General features: G+C 69.3%; 17 protein-coding genes. 7 read left to right on the forward strand and 10 right to left on the reverse strand.

Annotated elements, in window-relative coordinates:
* Positions 1–447: 447 nt before the first annotated feature.
* Positions 448–1,461: an asparaginase gene (locus ACIRGA_RS16395; protein ID WP_400941773.1), complete on the forward strand. Its 1,014-nt coding sequence runs from the start codon at positions 448–450 to the stop codon at positions 1,459–1,461.
* A 46-nt stretch (positions 1,462–1,507) separates the two neighbouring features.
* Here ACIRGA_RS16395 and ACIRGA_RS16400 read toward each other — a convergent pair whose 3' ends face one another.
* From ACIRGA_RS16400 to ACIRGA_RS16410, 3 genes are all read right to left on the reverse strand, one after another.
* Entirely contained in the window at positions 1,508–1,987 is a 480-nt protein-coding gene (locus tag ACIRGA_RS16400) for a cysteine dioxygenase (RefSeq protein WP_400941776.1), read from the reverse strand.
* Positions 1,988–2,247: 260 nt separating this feature from the next.
* Positions 2,248–3,261 (reverse strand): NAD(P)H-dependent glycerol-3-phosphate dehydrogenase, encoded by a 1,014-nt coding sequence (locus ACIRGA_RS16405; RefSeq protein ID WP_400941778.1) that lies wholly within the window; start codon positions 3,259–3,261, stop codon positions 2,248–2,250.
* Entirely contained in the window at positions 3,261–4,004 is a 744-nt protein-coding gene (locus ACIRGA_RS16410; RefSeq protein ID WP_400941780.1) for a lysophospholipid acyltransferase family protein, read from the reverse strand. The genes ACIRGA_RS16405 and ACIRGA_RS16410 overlap by 1 nt, the downstream gene beginning before the upstream one ends.
* A 66-nt stretch (positions 4,005–4,070) precedes the next feature.
* Here ACIRGA_RS16410 and cofC point away from each other — a divergent pair, with 66 nt between their 5' ends.
* The 3 genes from cofC to ACIRGA_RS16425 all read left to right on the forward strand — a co-directional run bounded on the left by cofC (position 4,071) and on the right by ACIRGA_RS16425 (position 7,993).
* Positions 4,071–4,700 (forward strand): 2-phospho-L-lactate guanylyltransferase, encoded by a 630-nt coding sequence (gene cofC / locus ACIRGA_RS16415; protein ID WP_400942003.1) that lies wholly within the window; start codon positions 4,071–4,073, stop codon positions 4,698–4,700.
* A 66-nt stretch (positions 4,701–4,766) separates the two neighbouring features.
* Complete coding sequence (locus tag ACIRGA_RS16420) at positions 4,767–7,061, forward strand: RNA degradosome polyphosphate kinase (RefSeq protein WP_400941783.1); 2,295 nt, start codon at positions 4,767–4,769, stop codon at positions 7,059–7,061.
* Positions 7,058–7,993, forward strand: coding sequence for an NUDIX domain-containing protein (locus ACIRGA_RS16425; protein WP_400941785.1), 936 nt, complete (start codon positions 7,058–7,060; stop codon positions 7,991–7,993). The genes ACIRGA_RS16420 and ACIRGA_RS16425 overlap by 4 nt, the downstream gene beginning before the upstream one ends.
* Positions 7,994–8,493: 500 nt before the next feature.
* Here the strand turns inward: ACIRGA_RS16425 and ACIRGA_RS16430 are convergent, their stop codons facing one another.
* From ACIRGA_RS16430 to leuC, 3 genes are all read right to left on the reverse strand, one after another.
* Positions 8,494–9,159, reverse strand: a complete 666-nt coding sequence (locus tag ACIRGA_RS16430) for an HU family DNA-binding protein (protein ID WP_125691922.1) — start codon at positions 9,157–9,159, stop codon at positions 8,494–8,496.
* 253 nt (positions 9,160–9,412) lie between these two features.
* A complete protein-coding gene (gene leuD / locus ACIRGA_RS16435) occupies positions 9,413–10,015 on the reverse strand; it encodes a 3-isopropylmalate dehydratase small subunit (protein WP_126733600.1) in 603 nt (200 codons plus the stop codon).
* Between the two features lie 31 nt (positions 10,016–10,046).
* Positions 10,047–11,465 (reverse strand): 3-isopropylmalate dehydratase large subunit, encoded by a 1,419-nt coding sequence (leuC, locus tag ACIRGA_RS16440; protein ID WP_400941788.1) that lies wholly within the window; start codon positions 11,463–11,465, stop codon positions 10,047–10,049.
* 79 nt (positions 11,466–11,544) lie between these two features.
* Between leuC and ACIRGA_RS16445 the strand changes: the two genes are divergently transcribed.
* Positions 11,545–12,246 (forward strand): IclR family transcriptional regulator, encoded by a 702-nt coding sequence (locus ACIRGA_RS16445; protein ID WP_007031477.1) that lies wholly within the window; start codon positions 11,545–11,547, stop codon positions 12,244–12,246.
* A 65-nt stretch (positions 12,247–12,311) separates the two neighbouring features.
* Here ACIRGA_RS16445 and ACIRGA_RS16450 read toward each other — a convergent pair whose 3' ends face one another.
* The 4 genes from ACIRGA_RS16450 to ACIRGA_RS16465 all read right to left on the reverse strand — a co-directional run bounded on the left by ACIRGA_RS16450 (position 12,312) and on the right by ACIRGA_RS16465 (position 15,786).
* Complete coding sequence (locus ACIRGA_RS16450; protein ID WP_400941791.1) at positions 12,312–12,704, reverse strand: hypothetical protein; 393 nt, start codon at positions 12,702–12,704, stop codon at positions 12,312–12,314.
* Between the two features lie 104 nt (positions 12,705–12,808).
* Positions 12,809–13,474 (reverse strand): winged helix-turn-helix domain-containing protein, encoded by a 666-nt coding sequence (locus ACIRGA_RS16455; RefSeq protein WP_400941793.1) that lies wholly within the window; start codon positions 13,472–13,474, stop codon positions 12,809–12,811.
* A 9-nt stretch (positions 13,475–13,483) separates the two neighbouring features.
* Positions 13,484–15,133, reverse strand: coding sequence for a right-handed parallel beta-helix repeat-containing protein (locus tag ACIRGA_RS16460; protein WP_400941796.1), 1,650 nt, complete (start codon positions 15,131–15,133; stop codon positions 13,484–13,486).
* On the reverse strand, positions 15,133–15,786 hold the full coding sequence (locus tag ACIRGA_RS16465; RefSeq protein ID WP_400941798.1) for a LuxR C-terminal-related transcriptional regulator: 654 nt from the start codon (positions 15,784–15,786) through the stop codon (positions 15,133–15,135). Before ACIRGA_RS16465 ends, ACIRGA_RS16460 begins: the two co-directional genes overlap by 1 nt.
* A 159-nt stretch (positions 15,787–15,945) precedes the next feature.
* Here ACIRGA_RS16465 and ACIRGA_RS16470 point away from each other — a divergent pair, with 159 nt between their 5' ends.
* Positions 15,946–16,611 (forward strand): response regulator transcription factor, encoded by a 666-nt coding sequence (locus tag ACIRGA_RS16470; protein WP_199750104.1) that lies wholly within the window; start codon positions 15,946–15,948, stop codon positions 16,609–16,611.
* On the forward strand, positions 16,608–17,861 hold the full coding sequence (locus tag ACIRGA_RS16475) for a sensor histidine kinase (protein WP_400941801.1): 1,254 nt from the start codon (positions 16,608–16,610) through the stop codon (positions 17,859–17,861). The genes ACIRGA_RS16470 and ACIRGA_RS16475 overlap by 4 nt, the downstream gene beginning before the upstream one ends.
* The last annotated feature ends 10 nt before the right edge of the window (positions 17,862–17,871 follow it).

A 17,871-nucleotide genomic window follows, 5' to 3' on the forward strand; every position in this document is an offset into this window, starting at 1 on the left:
AAGGCTCCTTTCACCGCATTAGACGCGGCGAAGGGAGCCTTCATCCCACCATCGGCCCGCCCAAGAACACGCCACGTTTGACCTTCGGCTCAAAATAGAACGGACCGGTATTCGTCTCCCCACGTCTGAGCAGGGCGACTGTGAAGTGTCGACGGGTCGTCGAAGGGGGCGCGGGTCTCGGAGTTCGATGACGTCGGATGCTCGCCGCGGCACGGTCGAGTGTGGAGGATTTGGGACGGTGAGTGTCCCCGATCGTCCGTTGATCAAGCTCTTACGACCCGCTTCGCAGTCGAGCGGGGAGGAATCCGGACACTCAACGTCCGAAATCCTCCCCACTCGCCGACATCGGGCCCGCCATGGCAGAACGACGAGGGCAAGGCCAGTAGGTAAGCAAATACCGGTCCATCAGAACGACACTTACCACTCACGAGTTTCTAGACTCTCCGTATGAGCGTCTCCCCTGAAAAACGGCCCCTTGTCGCCGTCGCCGCCCTGGGCGGCACCATCTCCATGGTCCCCGGTGACGGCGAAGACCACGCCGTTCCCCGGCTCACCGCCGCCGACCTGCTCGGCGACCTGGGCGAGAACCTCGAGATGGACGTCCGTGCGGAGACGCTCGCGGGGATTTCCAGCGCCTCGATGGACTTCGCGACCCTGATCAGGACTCGGGATTGGGCTGCTCGTGCCGTCGACGAAAGCGCTGAAGGCGTCGTCGTGGTCCAGGGCACGGACACGCTCGAAGAGACCGCGTACTTCTTCGAGCTGACGTGGGCGTCCGAGGCGCCGATCGTGATCACCGGCGCGATGCGCAATCCCAGCCTGCCCAGCGCCGACGGCTCGGGGAACCTCCTCGCCGCGCTGACCGTCGCCGCCGATCCCCGCAGCCGGGGCCGCGGCTCGCTGGTCGCGTTCAACGACGACGTGCACGCCGGACGCTGGGTCCGGAAGACGCATTCGAGCCACGTCGAAGCGTTCTCCTCGAATCCCGCCGGCCCGCTCGCGCTGGTCAGCGAGGGCTTGGTGCACTACTTCCACCCGTCCGCCGACCGTCCGGCGGCGTTGCCGCTGGAGAACGCGGACTTCTCCGGGCTGGTGCCGATCGTCGAAAGCGGCGTCGAGGACACCGGCGAGCTCCTGGAAACGCTGGTCAAGGCCGGGGTCAAGGGAGTGGTGCTCGCCGCCAACGGCGCCGGGCACGTTTCGGCGGGGTCCGCCGACGTGATCGAGCGCGTCCTGCCGGAGGTGCCGATCGTGGTCGCCGGCCGCACCGGTGCCGGGCCGACGTTCCGCGGCACCTACGGTTTCCGGGGTTCCGAATCGGATCTGATCGCGATGGGCGCGACGATGGCGGGCTGGCTGGACCCGCGTAAATCCCGGCTCCTGCTGCACACCCTGCTCGCCACCGGCTCTTCCCGGGAGCGCATCGAGGCCGAATTCCGCCTGCGCGGCGACCTCGCCTGACCGCCGCGTTTAGTCCTCTGAATGCGGAATGAACGCATTCAGAGGACTAAACGCGGGTGGGGCCGGAGATGGGGTCCAGGTGGTACGGCCGCATGGCGCGGGGTCGGTGCCGGTAGACGTGCACGCTGACGGCGGGATCCGGCCCGTCGTTGCGCACTTCGTGGACGTAGCCGGGGCCGAAGACGCGGGACTGCCCTTCCGACAGCGAGTGCAGCTCGGTCACGGCCCTCCCGTCGACCGCGCGCCGGGCGACGGTCTCGCTCAGCTTCCCGCTGACGACGGTGAACGCGCCCGCGGCGAATTCGTGGTCGTGCAGGTCGGTGTGCTGGCCGGGCAGCCAGCTCATCAACCAGATCTCCTGCAGTTCATCGGCGTCGACGAGAGCCGAGAAGCGCTCCTCGGGGTCGTAACGCAGCAGGTGCCGCCAGCGGTCACGGTCCGCGGCGAATTCGAGCGCGACGCGCACCGGGTGGCGCAGGGCGGGGTTTTCGGGAATGACGAGCGTGTTGTCCGGGACGGCGAACATGGGGGTGTCCTCGCAGAAGAAAGAAGGTGTCGAACTGGGCCGGGGCTGGGGTTCACCGACAACAGCGACACGCACACGCGACCGCACCAAGACCCGAGAGGCCCCGCGACACAGTCATCCCACGTGCGAACATGCGCCCAGCGAACCAGTGCGGAGCCCGGCGGTCAACAGATCTCATACCGTGGACCGTGAGTTCCGCACCCGGCGTCCATGCTCGCAGCACGAATCCGCCCCGGTCTGTCGCGATAATGCGGTCTCTCTCAGGACCACTCGTGTTTCTGCGACCGTCCGAGCAGCTCGGCCCCCGCACGCCGCGGGTCGACACCTTCGTGGCACACGCGGTGCATCGCGTCGGTGATCGGCATGTCGACACCGAGGCCCATCGCGAGTTCCCGGATCGACGTGCACGATTTGACGCCCTCGGCGACCTGGCCGCCGGTGGCCGCCAGCGCCTGCTCCAGCGTCTCGCCCCGGCCGAGCCGCTCGCCGAAGGTCCGGTTGCGCGACAACGGCGACGAGCAGGTCGCCACGAGGTCGCCGACGCCGGCGAGCCCGGCGAAGGTCAGCGGGTCGGCGCCGAGTTTCGCGCCGAGCCGGGCCATTTCGGCGAGCCCGCGGGTGATCAGCGTCGCCACGGTGTTCGCGCCGAGCCCGAGCCCGGCCGCCATCCCGCAGCTGAGCGCGATGACGTTCTTGCACGCCCCGCCCAGCTCGCAGCCGACGACGTCGGTGTTGGTGTACGGCCGGAAGTACTGGTTGAAGCTCGCCCGCTGGATCGCCTTGGCGTTGTCGTGGTCGGTGCATGCCAGCACCGCCGCCGCGGGCTGCCCGAGCGCGATCTCCTTCGCCAGGTTCGGCCCGGACACGACCACGATCTGCCCGTCGCCGACCCGCGCGATCTCGGCGATGACCTCGCTCATCCGCTTGAGCGTGCCCAGTTCGACGCCCTTCGCGAGGCTCACGAGGATCGCGTCGGACGGCAGCAGACCGGACCACTCCGACAGATTGGTCCGCAGGGTCTGGCTCGGCACCGCGAGGACCACGGCCTGCGCACCGTCGAGGGCCTCGGCCGGATCGGCCGTCGCGGTGATCCGTTCCGGCAGTTCGATACCGGGTAAATAGGACGAATTGAGATGCCGCTCCCGGATCTCGGCCGCGACCTCGGGCCGCCGGGCCCACATGGTCACGTCGCGCCCGGCGTCGCCGAGGACCTTGGCGAACGCCGTCCCCCATGATCCGGCGCCGAGCACGGTCACCCGCTGGACCTCGGCCATCAGGCGTCGTCCTCCGGCTTCTTCGCGGGCGGTTCCTCCTGGCGGATCTCCGCGAGCAGCGCGGTGATCTCCGTCATCATCAGGTCGGTGACCTCGCGCAGTTTGGACGCGCTGCGGGTCGAACCGTTCTTGTAGGCCGAAAGATCCATCGGCTCGCCGACCAGGTGCGTGATCTTCTTGCGCGGGAACGGCGTGAACTTCTTCGTGTAGCCGTTGAAGATGTGGTTCGTGCCCCAGCGGGCGATCGGGATCACCGGCACGTCGGTCTCCAGCGCGAGCCGCGCGGCCCCGGTGAACGGCTTCTTCGGCCAGCCGTCCGGATCCTTGGTGATCGTCCCCTCCGGGTAGATCACGACGACCTTGCCGTCACGCAACGCCTGGTGGGCGGCCTTGAGGCTGTCGCCGGCGGCGGCCGAACCGCGGGAGACCGGGATCTGCCCGGCGCCGACGAAGATCTTGCCGAAGATCGGCGCCCTGGTCAGGCTCTCCTTGCCGAGGAAACGCGGCACCCGCTTCTGCCGGTGCACGAACACCGCGTCCACCGCCGGATCCATGTGGGACACGTGGTTGAGCAGGAGCAGCGCGCCGCCTTCGCGGGGGATCCGCTCGGCGTTGCGGTAGACCCGCTTGCCGATGGCCGTCGCCGGGTAGAACAGTGCGGCGGCGATGCCCACCCAGATGCCGCCCTTCTCACGCCGGGCCAATTCGTCCTCCTCGAAGTCACACGTGTCGTCCCAGGCCACTGATCCTGCCGCGCGCGTACGAGCGCGGTCCAGGGAGGGTCGGGTAAGAAGAGAGATGTGGACAGTGTGGGTATCGACCTGATCGTGCCGATGAAGCGGCCCGCCCAGGGCAAGTCGCGGCTTCGTGGCGCGGTCGTGCCCGAGCGGCACGCCGAACTGGTGCTGGCGCTGGCCTACGACACGTTGTCCGCGGCGACCTCGGCGGACGGGGTCCGGCGGGTGCTGGTGGTCGCCGCCGACCCGGCGTCGGTGGCGGATCTCACCGAGCTGGGCGTCGAGATCGTCACCGAGCCGTCGCGCGGCGGATTGAACGCGGCCCTGCGCCACGGCGAGGAGCTGCTGCGCCGGGACACGCCGTCCGGTCTCGTCGGTGCCCTGCAGGCCGACCTGCCCGCGCTGCGGACCGAAGACCTCACCGCCGCGCTCGCCGAGGCCGCCGGACGCCGGGCATTCGTCGCGGACCGGCAGGGAACGGGCACGACCCTGTTGCTGGCGGGCGCGGGCCGGGCTTTGGCGCCCCGGTTCGGCGCGGGTTCCGCGCGGGCGCACACCGCGTCCGGTGCGACCCCGCTCACGATCGCCGCGGAATCGCTGCGCGCCGACGTGGACACCGCGGATGATCTCGCTCACGTCCGCGCCCTCGGTGCCGGAAAGCGCACTTCAACGCTGTTGGGGACACCCTGCGTGCCGATGTGACGAGAGTTCACCCTGGCGTCCCGCGCGCGGCGCACATAATCGCCCCGAGTGGTGAACAATGAAGCCGTGAGCACAAATGACGGCGGCACCTCGAACTCGGCAAGGAAGCGGAAGACCTCCGCCGCGAAACCGGAACCGGACAACGGCACGGCGAAACCCGTCCGGGCGCGGAAGACGAACAGCACGGTCCCGCGCGCGGCCGTCCGCGCGACGCGCGGTGGTTCGGCGAGCCGTCCCGCCCAGGAGTTCCGCGCGCTGCCCGCCGCGCCGCCGGCGGTGACGTCGGCGCCGACGGCCGTCGAGACCCTTCCCGACGACCGGTACTTCAACCGTGAGCTGTCGTGGCAGGACTTCAACGCCCGCGTGCTCGCGCTGGCCGAGGACGAGTCGCAGCCGCTGCTCGAACGCGCCAAGTTCCTGGCGATCTTCGCGTCCAATTTGGACGAGTTCTACATGGTGCGGGTCGCCGGGCTGAAACGCCGCGACGAGACCGGCCTCCCGGTCCGCAGCGCGGACGGGCTCACCCCGCGCGAACAGCTGGCGTACATCGCCAAACGCAACCAGGACCTGGTCGAGCGGCACACGAACGCCTTCGAGCTGCACCTGCGGCCGCAGCTGGCCGACGAGGACATCCACATCGTCGGCTGGAACGACCTGACCGGCGCCGACCAGCTCCGGCTGTCCAACTACTTCAGCGAGCAGATCTTCCCGGTGCTCACACCGCTGGCCGTGGATCCCGCGCACCCGTTCCCCTACATCTCCGGGCTTTCGCTCAACCTCGCGATCACCGTCCGGGACCCGGAGGCGGGCACGGAGCGGTTCGCGCGCGTCAAGGTGCCGAGCAACGTGCCGCGCCTGATGCGTATCGAGCAGCAGCCGCGTGAGGTCCGCACCGCGACCTTCCTGCCGCTGGAGGAACTGATCGCCGCGCACCTCGGCGAGCTGTTCACCGGGATGGAGGTCACCGAGCACCACGCGTTCCGCGTCACCCGCAACGCGGACTTCGAGGTCGAAGAGGATCGCGACGAGGATCTTCTCCAGGCGCTGGAACGCGAACTCGCGCAGCGCCGGTTCGGCCCGCCGGTGCGGCTCGAAGTGGCGCAGGACATGAGCGAGCACATGCTCGAACTGCTGCTGCGGGAACTGGAGGTCGACCCGCGCGACGTCGTCGAGGTCCCGGGTCTGCTGGATCTGACCTGCCTGCACCAGTTGTCCGGCGTCGACCGGAAGGAACTCAAGGACCGCCCTTTCGTTCCCGCCACGCATCCGGCGTTCGGTGAGCGCGAGACGCCGAAGTCGGTGTTCGCGACGCTGCGCGAGGGCGACGTCCTCGTGCACCACCCGTACGACTCGTTCTCCACCAGCGTCCAGCGGTTCATCGAACAGGCCGCCGCGGACGACAAGGTGCTGGCGATCAAGCAAACGCTGTACCGCACCTCCGGCGACTCCCCGATCGTCGACGCGCTGATCGACGCCGCCGAAGCGGGCAAGCAGGTCGTCGCGCTGGTCGAGATCAAGGCGCGGTTCGACGAACAGGCCAACATCACCTGGGCCCGCACACTGGAACGCGCGGGCGTGCACGTGGTCTACGGGCTCGTCGGGCTGAAGACGCACTGCAAGGTGTCGATGGTGGTGCGCCAGGAAGGTTCGACCATCCGCCGCTACTGCCATATCGGCACCGGCAACTACAACCCGAAGACCGCGCGCCTGTACGAGGATCTCGGCATCCTGACCGCCGACCCGACGATCGGCGCGGATCTGACGGATCTGTTCAACGTGCTGACCGGGTACTCCCGCCAGGACACCTACCGCAACATCCTCACGTCGCCGCACGGGATCCGGCGCGGCATCGTGCGCGCGATCGGCGAGGAGATCGAACTCGCCCGCGCCGGCCAGACCGCCGGGATCCGCATCAAATGCAACTCGCTCGTCGACGAGCAGGTGATCGACGCGCTGTACCACGCCTCACAGGCCGGAGTGCCGGTCGACATCGTGGTGCGCGGGATCTGTTCGCTGAAACCGGGTGTGGAGGGACTGAGCGAGAACATCCACGTGCGGTCCATCCTCGGCCGTTTCCTGGAGCACTCGCGCGTCTTCACCTTCCTCGCGGGCGGCACGCGGTGGATCGGCAGCGCGGACATGATGCACCGCAACCTCGACCGCCGGATCGAGGCACTGGTGCGGGTCAAGGATCCGAAACTGACGGCACAGCTGGACTACATCTTCGAATCCGCGCTGCACCCCTCGACGCGGTGCTGGGTGCTGAACTCGACCGGCGAGTGGACCCCGTTCCCCGCGTCCGGGGACGACGTCCGCGACCACCAGGTCGAACTGGCGAAGCGGCACGGGGCGGCGGGATGAGCGGGGTCGTGCGGGCGGCGGGAGCCGTTCTCTGGCGTCGTGACGGGGACCGGATCGAGGTCGCGCTGGTCCACCGGCCGCGCTACGACGATTGGTCGCTGCCGAAGGGAAAGCTCGATCCGGGCGAGACCATCGCGGGCGCGGCGGTCCGGGAGATCGAAGAGGAGACCGGATTCAAGGCGGTCCTCGGCCGCTATCTGGTCCGGACGGAATACACCGTGGCGGGAGCGCCGAAGACCGTCGACTACTTCTCCGCGCACGCGGTTTCGGGCTCGTTCGCGCCGAACGAGGAAGTCGACGAGCTGCGCTGGCTCGACGCGGAGTCGGCGGAGAAACTGTTGACGCGGCCCGGGGACGTCCGGGTGCTGCGCGAGTTCTCCGCGCTGCCGCCCGAACTCACCACGGTGATCCTGGTGCGGCACGCCAAAGCGGGTAAACGCGACGAGTGGAACGGCGACGACGACCTGCGGCCGCTGTCCGACGCGGGCCAGCGTCAGGCCGAAGCACTGCGTTCGCTGTTGCGGCACTACGCGCCCGGCAGGGTGCTCTCGGCGCCGCGGCTTCGGTGCGTCCAGACGGTGAACGGGCTCGCCGAGGATCTCGGGATCGAGATCCGGCACGAGCCGCTGCTGTCGGAAGAGGGCTACTGGCCGGACCCGGTACTCGGTGTCGCACGGCTGCTGGCCATCGCCGGTGACGGCGGGACGCCGGTGATCTCCAGCCAGGGCGGGGTGATCCCGGACGTCGTCAGCGCGCTGGCCGACCGCGACGGCGTCGACCTGACCGCCGCGCGTGGCGGTGTGGTGCCGTCGAAGAAGGGCTCGTTCTGGGTGCTGTCGTTCCGTGCCCCGACCGAAGAGGACGGGCCGGTACTGGTGGCCGCGGACTACTTCGCGTCGCCTTTGCCCACGCCCGCTCCGGCGCATCCCTGACGCTTCGCCTGCGCTTATTCACCGAACTCGCGTGTCTGGAGCCGTATCACGCGTGATGGGAGCCGTAACTCACGAGTTCGTCTTCCAATCACGCGAGTTACGGCTCCAATCACGCGAGTTCCGTCTTTGCCCACGGGTGTTCGGCGTCTGGACACAGGAAAGTCGCACGGCTCCCCCACGTGGGTGACCTGCCTTACTCCGGCAGTGTTCTGCCCATCGCTCCACTGTGGAGGGCGGCACCGGGAAATCGCGGTGATGCGTCCATCGGAGTGACCGGTCGAAGCGGATTCTTTTCCGCGACTTCGCCCACCGGCACGAGAATCGCATCACATCCGCCGCTGAGCGGCCGTGGATCCCTTCCGGGACATGAATCCCCGACGCGTCCCGCGCGACCGCGTCGGGCGAAACCAGGCGGTCGCACGGCATACCGGCCGAAAAATGCGGCAGGGCCCCGCGCTGTGCGCGGGGCCCTGCCGTTGGCTCACTCCTGGAGAGGGAGCTTACTTCTTCTTCGCGGCGGCCGAAGTCCGCTTGGCCGGAGCCTTCTTCGCGGGAGCCTTGGCAGCGGTCGCCTTGGCGGCCGGCTTCGCGGCGGCCTTGGTGGCGGTCGCCTTCTTGGCCGTGGTGGCGCGAGTCGTCGCCTTGGCGGCGGTCTTCGGCGCGGCCTTGGCGGCGGTCGTCTTGGCCGCTGCCTTGGTCGCGGTCGCCTTGGCGGCCGGCTTCGCGGCGGCACGCGTCGTCGTGGCGGCGGCGCGGGTCCGCGTGGTCGTGGAACGCGTCGCGGCCGGGCGGCTGGCGGCCGTCCGGGTCGTCGTCGCGCGGGTGGCGGTGGCGCGAGTGGCGGTGCCGGCGGTCGCGCGCTTCACAGCGGTGGCCTTCGGCAGCTTCTTCGAACCACTGATGACGTCCTTGAAGGTCGTGCCGGCGCGGAACGCGGGCACGTTGGTCTTCTTGACGCGAACGGTCTCACCGGTGCGCGGGTTCCGCGCGGTGCGGGCGGCGCGGGCGCGCTTCTCGAACACACCGAAGCCGGTGATGTTCACCTTCTCGCCCTTGTTGACCGTCCGGATGATGATGTCGACAAGGCCATCGACGGCCTCCGACGCGACCTTCTTGTCGCCCAGGCGCTCCGACAGCGCCTCGATCAGCTGGGCCTTGTTGGCCATTCCAGTCCTCCAAGAAGAACTACTTGTACACGGCCCCGTCGGCCGACTTAGCGCACACGGTATTACCAATGCAGCACAAATTCCAAACGACGCGCGGAAATTTCCCTTGTCTCGGGGGCTGTTCCGCCTCCCGAGGGACCCCTTGAGGGCCTCTCGAGGTGCCGTTCGGTGTGGTTTCGGGGGTGGTGTGGAGGACCCCGGCCGGGGTGCGGATTCCCTGCTCAGCAAGGGAATCCGCCCCCTTCGGCCGACCTCAGGAAGAGGCCGCCGGGAGGGTCACCGGCTTCCAGGAGGGGCGCTGGGTCTCGAAAGTGTCGATCTCCTCCGCGTGGCGGAGTGTCAGGGCGATGTCGTCGAGCCCTTCGAGGAGCCGCCAGCGGGTGTAGTCGTCGATCTGGAAGGGCGCGGTGAAGTCCTTGGCCCGTACCGTCTTCGACTCGAGGTCCACCGTGACCTCCGTCCCGGGCTCGTTTTCGAGCAGCTTCCACAGCAGTTCGACGTCCGCCTGCTCGACCTGAGCGGCGACGAGACCCTGCTTGCCGGAGTTGCCGCGGAAGATGTCCGCGAACCGGGAGGAGATCACGACCCGGAAGCCGTAGTCCATCAAGGCCCAGACCGCGTGCTCGCGGGAGGAACCGGTGCCGAAGTCCGGGCCCGCGACCAGGACCGACCCGTTCTTGAAGGGCTCTTGGTTGAGGATGAACGACTCGTCGGACCGCCAGGCGGCGAAGAGCCCGTCCTCGAAGCCGGTGCGGCTCACGCGCTTGAGGTAGACCGCCGGGATGATCTGGTCAGTGTCCACGTTGGACCTGCGCAGCGGGACCCCGACGCCGGTGTGGTGGGTGAACGCGTCCATGTTGGGAACTCCTTCGCGGATGTCAGCGATGTCAGCGAGCGACGGCGGGCTGCAGGTCTTCGGGGCTGGACAGCGTTCCCCGCACGGCCGTGGCGGCCGCCACGAGCGGCGAGACCAGATGCGTCCGGCCGCCCTTGCCCTGCCTGCCTTCGAAGTTGCGGTTCGAGGTCGACGCGCTGCGCTCGCCCGGCTTGAGCTGGTCCGGGTTCATGCCGAGGCACATCGAACAGCCGGCCTGACGCCATTCCGCGCCCGCTTCGGTGAAGACCCGGTCCAGCCCTTCGGCTTCCGCCGCCTGGCGGACGCGCATCGAGCCGGGGACGACGAGCATCCGCACCGAATCGGCGACCTTGTGCCCGCGCAGGACGTCCGCCGCGGCCCTCAGATCCTCGATCCGGCCGTTCGTGCACGAGCCTAGGAAGACGGTGTCCACCGCGATCTCCCGCAGCGGCGTGCCCGGCTTCAGGTCCATATAGGACAGGGCCTTTTCAGCGGCGATGCGCTCGTTCTCGTCGCCGATGCGCTCGGGGTCGGGCACCTCGGCGCCCAGCGGGAGACCCTGGCCGGGGTTCGTGCCCCAGGTCACGAAAGGCGTGAGCTCGTCGGCGTTCAGGTGCACTTCGGCGTCGAAGACGGCGTCGTCGTCGGTGCGGAGTTCGCGCCAGTTTTCGACGGCGGCGTCCCAATCTGCGCCCTGCGGCGCGTGCGGACGGCCCTTCAGATACGCGAACGTCGTCTCGTCCGGCGCGATGAGCCCGGCGCGCGCACCGGCTTCGATGGACATGTTGCACACCGTCATCCGGGCTTCCATCGACAGCTTTTCGATGGCCTCGCCGCGGTACTCGAGGACGTAGCCCTGCCCGCCGCCGGTGCCGATCTTCGCGATCACCGCGAGGATCACGTCCTTCGCGGTGACGCCGGGACGAAGTTCACCGTCGACCGTGATCGCCATCGTCTTGAATGGACGGAGCGGCAGGGTCTGGGTCGCCATCACGTGTTCGACCTCGGAGGTGCCGATGCCGAACGCCATCGCGCCGAAGGCACCGTGCGTCGAGGTGTGACTGTCGCCGCACACCACGGTCATCCCGGGCTGGGTCAGGCCCAGCTGCGGGCCGATGACGTGCACGATGCCCTGCTCGGCGTCGCCCATCGGATGCAGCCGGACACCGAACTCCTCGCAGTTGGCGCGAAGGGTGTCGACCTGGGTGCGGGAAACGGGATCCGCGATCGGCAGCTCGATGTCGATCGTCGGGACGTTGTGGTCCTCGGTCGCGATGGTGAGGTCGGGGCGGCGCAGTTTCCGGCCCGCCAGGCGGAGTCCGTCGAACGCCTGCGGGCTGGTGACCTCATGCAGCAGGTGGAGATCGATGTAGAGCAGGTCGGGCTCGGCCCCCTCGCCGCGCCGCACCAGGTGCGACTCCCACACTTTCTCGGCCAGTGTCCGGGGCATTTCCGGCTCCTCACATGCGATGGAATAGGTACTTCCCACCATCTGGACATCTCAAACTTCGGGAAGATAGTATCGGCTTGTGGGACAGCATAGCGGTATCGGAGTACTCGACAAGGCCGTGGCCGTGCTTCAGGCCGTGGCCGAAGATCCTTGTGGCCTGGCGGAACTGTGCACACGGACCGGTTTGCCGCGCGCGACGGCGCATCGGCTCGCGGTCGGCCTCGAAGTGCATCGCCTGTTGCGCCGCGGCCCCGACGGCCGCTGGCGCCCGGGTACCGCACTCGCGGAACTGGCGGGCGGTTCGACCGATCCGCTGCTCGACGCGGCGAGTTCGGTGCTGCCGAAATTGCGCGACATCACCGGCGAAAGCGTTCAGCTGTACCGCCGCGACGGCGTCCAGCGCGTCTGCGTTTCGACGGCGGAACCGCCGAGCGGGCTGCGTGACACGGTGCCGATCGGGTCACGGCTGCCGATGACCGCGGGCTCCGGCGCGAAGGTGCTCGCCGCGTGGTCGGATCCGCACACACAGCGCACGATCCTCACCGAGGCGGTGTACGGGGAGCGCACGCTGCTCGAAGTCCGCCGCCGCGGCTGGGCCCAGAGCGTGGCGGAGCGGGAGCCGGGTGTGGCGAGTGTCTCGGCGCCGGTGCGGGATTCGACGGGCACCGTCGTCGCCGCGGTGTCGGTTTCCGGGCCCATCGAACGCATAGGGCGTAAGCCGGGAGCGCGCTGGGCCGCGGATCTGCTCGCCGCCGCGGACGCGTTGCAGGAACGCCTCTGAGCCGTAGAGACGCGTGAAGGCCCCCTGCGCCGCAGGGGGCCTTCATCGTTTCCCGGACCGTCCTATCAGAACTCGTCGGCCTTGGTGAGCTCGTGTTCGAAGCTGTCGGCACGCGTGACGAGGGACTTCAGCGGGTGTTCGAACTCGTTGACCAGATTCAGGTCGACCAGCGGGATCGTGTGCTTGAGCAGCGCGACACCGTCCACCACCGCCGCGCCGCCGACCGAATCCCCGCCCGCCAGTTCGAGCAGGCGCCGCAGATCGATCTTGTCGGCCCAGCCGACCGGAGACGAGATCTCCACCCACTCCGCGCCGACGTGGTCGGGCAAGTGGTGCAAGGACACCTGCTGGCCGCGGCCGTCGCCGGTGTCGACGCGGAACCGGAGCCAGTCCCCCCGCTCTTCGAGCACCTCGTACCGCGCCCGGACGAAATTGATCACGCCTGCCCAGATGGACACCCTCGTCACCTCTCGGTTTCGCCGCCTCGTGCGCTGTCGAGCATGGCACATCCGGGGCGGGCGGGGCCCGCGGGAGGGAGCTGTGACCCAAGTGGCGTGAGTGACTACTGAAGCGGCGCCATGCGGTAACCCGACCCTCGCACGGTGTGGATCAGCGGCGGGTCCTTGAGTTTCCGCCGCAGCCGCGCGATCACGACGTCCAGCACGTTGGACGCCGGATCGGCCATCTCGTCCCACGCGTACCGGATCAGTTCCCGCCGCGAGACCGGCCGCCCGGTGGCGGCCATCAGCCGCTCCATGACGAGATACTCCTTGCGGGTCACGGTGAGCAGCACACCCGCGCGCGAGATCTGGTGCCTGCCGGTGTCGAGTTCGACGTCGGCGCAGCGCAGGACCACCGCCTGCCCGGCCATGTCGCGGCGGCACAGGCTGCGCACCCGCGCGATCAGCTCCGGCATCGCGAACGGCTTGACCAGGTAGTCACCGCCGCCGACGCGCAGGCCGTTGATCCGGTCGGCGACGCTGTCGCGAGCGGTCAGGAACAGCACCGGCATCGGCCATCCGGTGCTGCGCCGGTTGCGGACGTACGACAGCGCGTCGCCCGAAGGCAGCATCCGGTCGAACACCGCGCAGTCGTAGGCGTTCACCATCAGCGCCTCGTCCGCGCCCGGCAGGTCGGCGGCGGTGTCCACCGCGAAACCGTCGCCGCGCAGCGCGAATTCCAACGCCACCCGCAAGTTCTCGTCGTCCTCGGTCACCAGCACCCGCACGAGGGCACGTTATCGTGCGATGGCCGCCTCCACGTCGGCCACGTGCAACCCGCGCAGTTCTTCGACCGCGGGCATGCGGCCCAGCAGCCGCAAACGTTGCGACTGAGCCGTGCGCGCCTTCTCGAACAGCAGGCGCGCGTCCCGCGCGTTGCCGAAGTTGACGTCGCCGGAAACGCGCCGGAAATGGCCGGTCAGCACCGGGCCGGCGTCGGGATCGAGTTCGTAGTCCCCGGCGGACGCCATCCGCCCGAAGATGGCGAGCAGTTCGTCGGGGCTGTAGTTCTCGAACTCGATCGTCTTGCCGAACCGCGACGCGAGACCGGGGTTGGCGGCGAGGAAATCGACCATTTCGCCGGTGTATCCGGCCACGATCACCGCCACCTCGTCGCGATGTTCCTCCATCAACGGGACCAGGGTGTCGATCGCCTCCTGGCCGAAATCGCCGCCGGAACCGGCGAGCCGCGTGAGCGTGTACGCCTCGTCGATGAACAGGACACCGCCTTTGGCCTCCTCGAAGACCGTCGCGGTCTTCTCCGCGGTGTGCCCGATGTACTGCCCGACGAGATCCCGGCGCGACACCTCGCGGAACTGGCCGACCGGCAGGACTCCCAGCGCCTTCAGCAGTTTGCCGTAGATCCGCGCGACCGTCGTCTTCCCCGTGCCGGGCGCTCCCGCGAAGATCAGATGATGTCCGGCCGCGCCGACCGGCAGCCCGGCCCGGCGGCGCCATTCGTTGACCTGCAACTCGTCGACCAGCGAACGGACCTCTTCCTTGACCCCGGGAAGGCCGATCATCGAGTCGAGTTCGGCGAGCATCTCCTCCAAGGCGTTGTCCCCCACCGCGCCGGGATCCGCGGCGTCGCCGATCGTCGGCGTCGCCCCCTCGGCGATCGCGATCCCGGGTTCCGCGGTGTTCGCGACCCGGCAAGCGGAGATCTCGCCGCCGCACCCGGACGCGAACGAGATCCCCGGGCCCCGGGTGTCGGTGACCGTGCACCGCTTGATCACCGGCACCCCGTGGTGTGCGACGGCGATGCCTTCGTGGCCGGTGTGCGAGATCTCGCAGTTTTCGATGACGGGGCGGGCGTACTGATAGACGTAGACGCCGCGCAGCCCGCAGCCGGTGACCCGGCAGCCCGACAGGACCGGATCGGCCCCCTGGCCGAGGGTGATCCCGTCCCCCGTCACGTCTTCGACCGTGGTGTCGTCGATCCTCCCCGGCGAACCGTCGACGAGGATCCCCTGCTCCGCCGCCGAAATCACGCAACCGCTGACGGCGAACGCCGTCGTGCCGCGGATCGCGATCGCCGGACCGCGCCCGCCGGAGACGGTGCAGTTCCGGACGGCCAGTTCCGTGTCGTCGGACTGGATCGCGGACGCGCCGCCCGCCAGGACTTCGATCCCTTCGAGGACGAGGGCTCCGCCTGTGGTGCGGAAAACGGGCCGGTCCGCGCCCCGGCCGTCGACGACGACGGTGGCACCGTCCGCCGCGGACAGGGTCACCCGAAGGCCGGCCAGTTCGACGGTTTCGGCGTATTCGCCGCCCGCGATGGTGATGACGGCGCCGTCGGACGCTTCCACCAACGCATCGCCGATGGTCGGGTACGCGCCCGGCCGCTGGGCCACCAGCAGGACACGGCCGGGAGTCGAGGTGGTCATCAGCCCGCCTTCGCCATCAGCCAGCCGCGGTCGACGGCCTTGGCGCCCGCCTGGAACCGGCTGCGGGCGCCTAGCCGGTTCATGATGTCGGCGACCATCCGGCGCACCGTGCGCACCGACACGCCGAGCCGCGCGGCGGCGGATTCGTCGGTCGTGCCGGAGAAGAGCAGCGTCAGGAGTTCCTGTTCGCGGCAGGTCAGGATCGAAGCGTTCTCGGATTCGGGGAGATCCAGCGGGACGAGCGGGGCGGCGGCCTGCCAGATCCGCTCGAACAATCCGACCGTCGCGGTGACCACGCCGGGCAAGCGGAACACCGCGGAACCGGCCTGCCTGCCCTCCGCCGGAAGAACGACCGAAGTCCGGTCGATCACCAGCGCGTCCATCGGGACCTCGGCGTCGGTCCGCACCTCGGCACCGGCCCGCGACATCCGGTTGAGCGCGCCGGACATCCGCGCGGAGTCGGGGAAGAGCACCTTGTGGCGTACGCCGGGACGGACGTTCGCGAGCGCGTTGCGCTGGAACGCGGTGTCCGTTCCCGTGCTCATGACGAGCACCTCGCCGGTCGCTTCCGCGAGCAGTTCGCCGAGCCCCGCCCGGTCGCCGCCCGAGCCCGCTCCCGTGACCAGACTGAGCTGGCCGGTCTGCACGGTCATCGCAGGTACCTCCCTCTTCCCCCGGCGCGGTGCCGCCGACGACGTCCTGTTCATGCCAGTTCCCCGCCGTCCGGGCGGTCGCGGGCACCCGACGCGTTAGCGTTCAGGGGCACCGGGAACTGCACGCGTCTACTTTCGCTGTCCGAACATGAGGTTTTGATGACACGGGTGATGGTCGTCGAAGACGACGAGAATCTGCGGCTCGCACTGGTCACGCAGCTGCGCGCGGCCGGCTTCGTCGTCGACGAGGCGGGCGACATCGCGACCGCGGACCGGCTGCTGCGCGGAACACACCACGACTGCGTGGTGCTGGACCGGATGCTGCCGGACGGCGACGCCATCGAATACGTGCACATGCGACGGCAGCTGGGCTGGCGGGCGCCGGTGCTGTTCCTCACCGCCCGCGACGCGCTCGCCGACCGGGTGGCGGGCTTCGAGCACGGCGGCGACGACTATCTCGTGAAGCCGTTCGTGATGGCGGAGCTGACCGAGCGGGTGGCGAACCTGTGCCACCGGTCCGCGTTCGACCGGCCCTCGGTGCTGCAGCACGAAGACCTGGTGATGGACTGCGCGCGGCGCGAGGTGCGCCGCGCGGGCGTGCTGCTCACCTTGACCAACAAGGAGTACGCGGTGCTCGAATACCTGCTGACCAGGGCGGGCCTGCCCGTGCAGCGGGCGGATCTGATCGAGCACTGCTGGGACGCACAGGCCGATCCGATGTCCAATGTGGTCGATGTGGTGGTGAAGCGGTTGCGCCGCAAGCTGAAGGAACCCGAACTGATCCACGCCGTCCGCGGGCTCGGCTACCGGCTGGGCGCCCGGTGAACACCCACTCCTCGGCCGATCGGCTGCGAAGGCTGCGCTGGACGCTGACCGCGTTGTTCACCGTGATGAACACGCTCGGGCTGGTCGTCTTCGCGTGGCTGCTCATCAACGAGGACGGCGACCAGGGCGACGAACGGATCGACGCCGCGCTGACCCAGGTCACGTCGTCGGTCAGCAGGCTGGTCGAATTCGACGGCACCGTCGGCTTCGGGCTGGTCAACACCGACGTGCTGAACGACCGCTGCCCCCAGTTCGCGATCCTGTCCGGCGGAGCGCCCGCGTTCCAGCCGCACCTTTCCCGGGCGAACTGCGTCCCGATGAGCATGCAGCTGTTGAACGGCCTGGCGACGGAGGCGGTGAAGACCGGCAAGCTGGTGCAGGGGCACCAAAAGGCGACCGACGGCGCCATGGTCAAGGTCCGCGCCGAACCGCTGCGCGACGGCGACGGCAAGACGTTCGCGGCCGTCGTCGCGGTGCAGTCCACCGAGGCCGAAGACGCGGCGCACAACCGGTTCACGCTGCTGGTCATCGGCGGCACCGTGCTGCTGGTCGCGATCCTGGGCTTCGCGGGCCACCTGCTGTCCGGCCGCTCGATCCGCCCCGCGGCCGCGGCCCTGCAGCAGCAGGAGGTCCTGCTCGCCGAAACCGCGCACGACCTCCGCACCCCGGTCGCCGCCCTGCGCGCGCTCGCCGAAACCGCGATGGCCAATCCCGCGCAGTCCGCGGAACTCCTGCCGCGCACCGTCCGGCTCGCCGCGAGAATGGGCGGGATCATCGACGACCTGCTCGTCCGCGCCCGGCTGGCCGCGGGCGTGGAACAGCTGAGCATCCAGCCGATCTGGCTCGATCAGCTGGTGGTGGGCATCGTCGAGGACACCGCGACCGACGGCGCCGAAGTCACCGTCACCGCCGCGCCCACGAAGGTCAACGCCGATCCCGCGCTGCTGCAACGGGCGATCGGCAACCTTCTCGACAACGCCATGCGCTACGGCCGCCACCCGGGCGCGAAGGCGTTCGTGCACCTGACCGTCGCCGGCGGCACCGTCACCGTCGCCGACCACGGGCCGGGGATCGACACGACGATGGCGGGCGACGCCTTCGACCGCTTCGCCAGCACCGGCGGGTCTTCCGGGCTCGGGCTGTCGATCGTGCGGTGGGTCGCGCAGGCGCACGGCGGCACGCTCGCGGTGTACAACGCCGATGAAGGTGGCGCGATCTTCGAACTGCGGTTCCCGGTCAGCCCGAACTGAGAGCGAGGCC

The sequence above is a fragment of the Amycolatopsis sp. NPDC102389 genome, from assembly GCF_044765885.1.
Lineage (GTDB): Bacteria > Actinomycetota > Actinomycetes > Mycobacteriales > Pseudonocardiaceae > Amycolatopsis.

What these genes read in the sequence shown, in the direction of transcription:
- ACIRGA_RS16395 (WP_400941773.1), top strand. Translation starts at nt 448, where the DNA reads ATGAGCGTCTCCCCTGAAAAACGGCCCCTTGTCGCCGTCGCCGCCCTG.
- ACIRGA_RS16400 (WP_400941776.1), bottom strand. Translation starts at nt 1,987, where the DNA reads ATGTTCGCCGTCCCGGACAACACGCTCGTCATTCCCGAAAACCCCGCC.
- ACIRGA_RS16405 (WP_400941778.1), bottom strand. Translation starts at nt 3,261, where the DNA reads ATGGCCGAGGTCCAGCGGGTGACCGTGCTCGGCGCCGGATCATGGGGG.
- ACIRGA_RS16425 (WP_400941785.1), top strand. Translation starts at nt 7,058, where the DNA reads ATGAGCGGGGTCGTGCGGGCGGCGGGAGCCGTTCTCTGGCGTCGTGAC.
- ACIRGA_RS16430 (WP_125691922.1), bottom strand. Translation starts at nt 9,159, where the DNA reads ATGGCCAACAAGGCCCAGCTGATCGAGGCGCTGTCGGAGCGCCTGGGC.
- leuD (WP_126733600.1), bottom strand. Translation starts at nt 10,015, where the DNA reads ATGGACGCGTTCACCCACCACACCGGCGTCGGGGTCCCGCTGCGCAGG.
- leuC (WP_400941788.1), bottom strand. Translation starts at nt 11,465, where the DNA reads ATGCCCCGGACACTGGCCGAGAAAGTGTGGGAGTCGCACCTGGTGCGG.
- ACIRGA_RS16460 (WP_400941796.1), bottom strand. Translation starts at nt 15,133, where the DNA reads ATGACCACCTCGACTCCCGGCCGTGTCCTGCTGGTGGCCCAGCGGCCG.
- ACIRGA_RS16465 (WP_400941798.1), bottom strand. Translation starts at nt 15,786, where the DNA reads ATGACCGTGCAGACCGGCCAGCTCAGTCTGGTCACGGGAGCGGGCTCG.
- ACIRGA_RS16470 (WP_199750104.1), top strand. Translation starts at nt 15,946, where the DNA reads ATGACACGGGTGATGGTCGTCGAAGACGACGAGAATCTGCGGCTCGCA.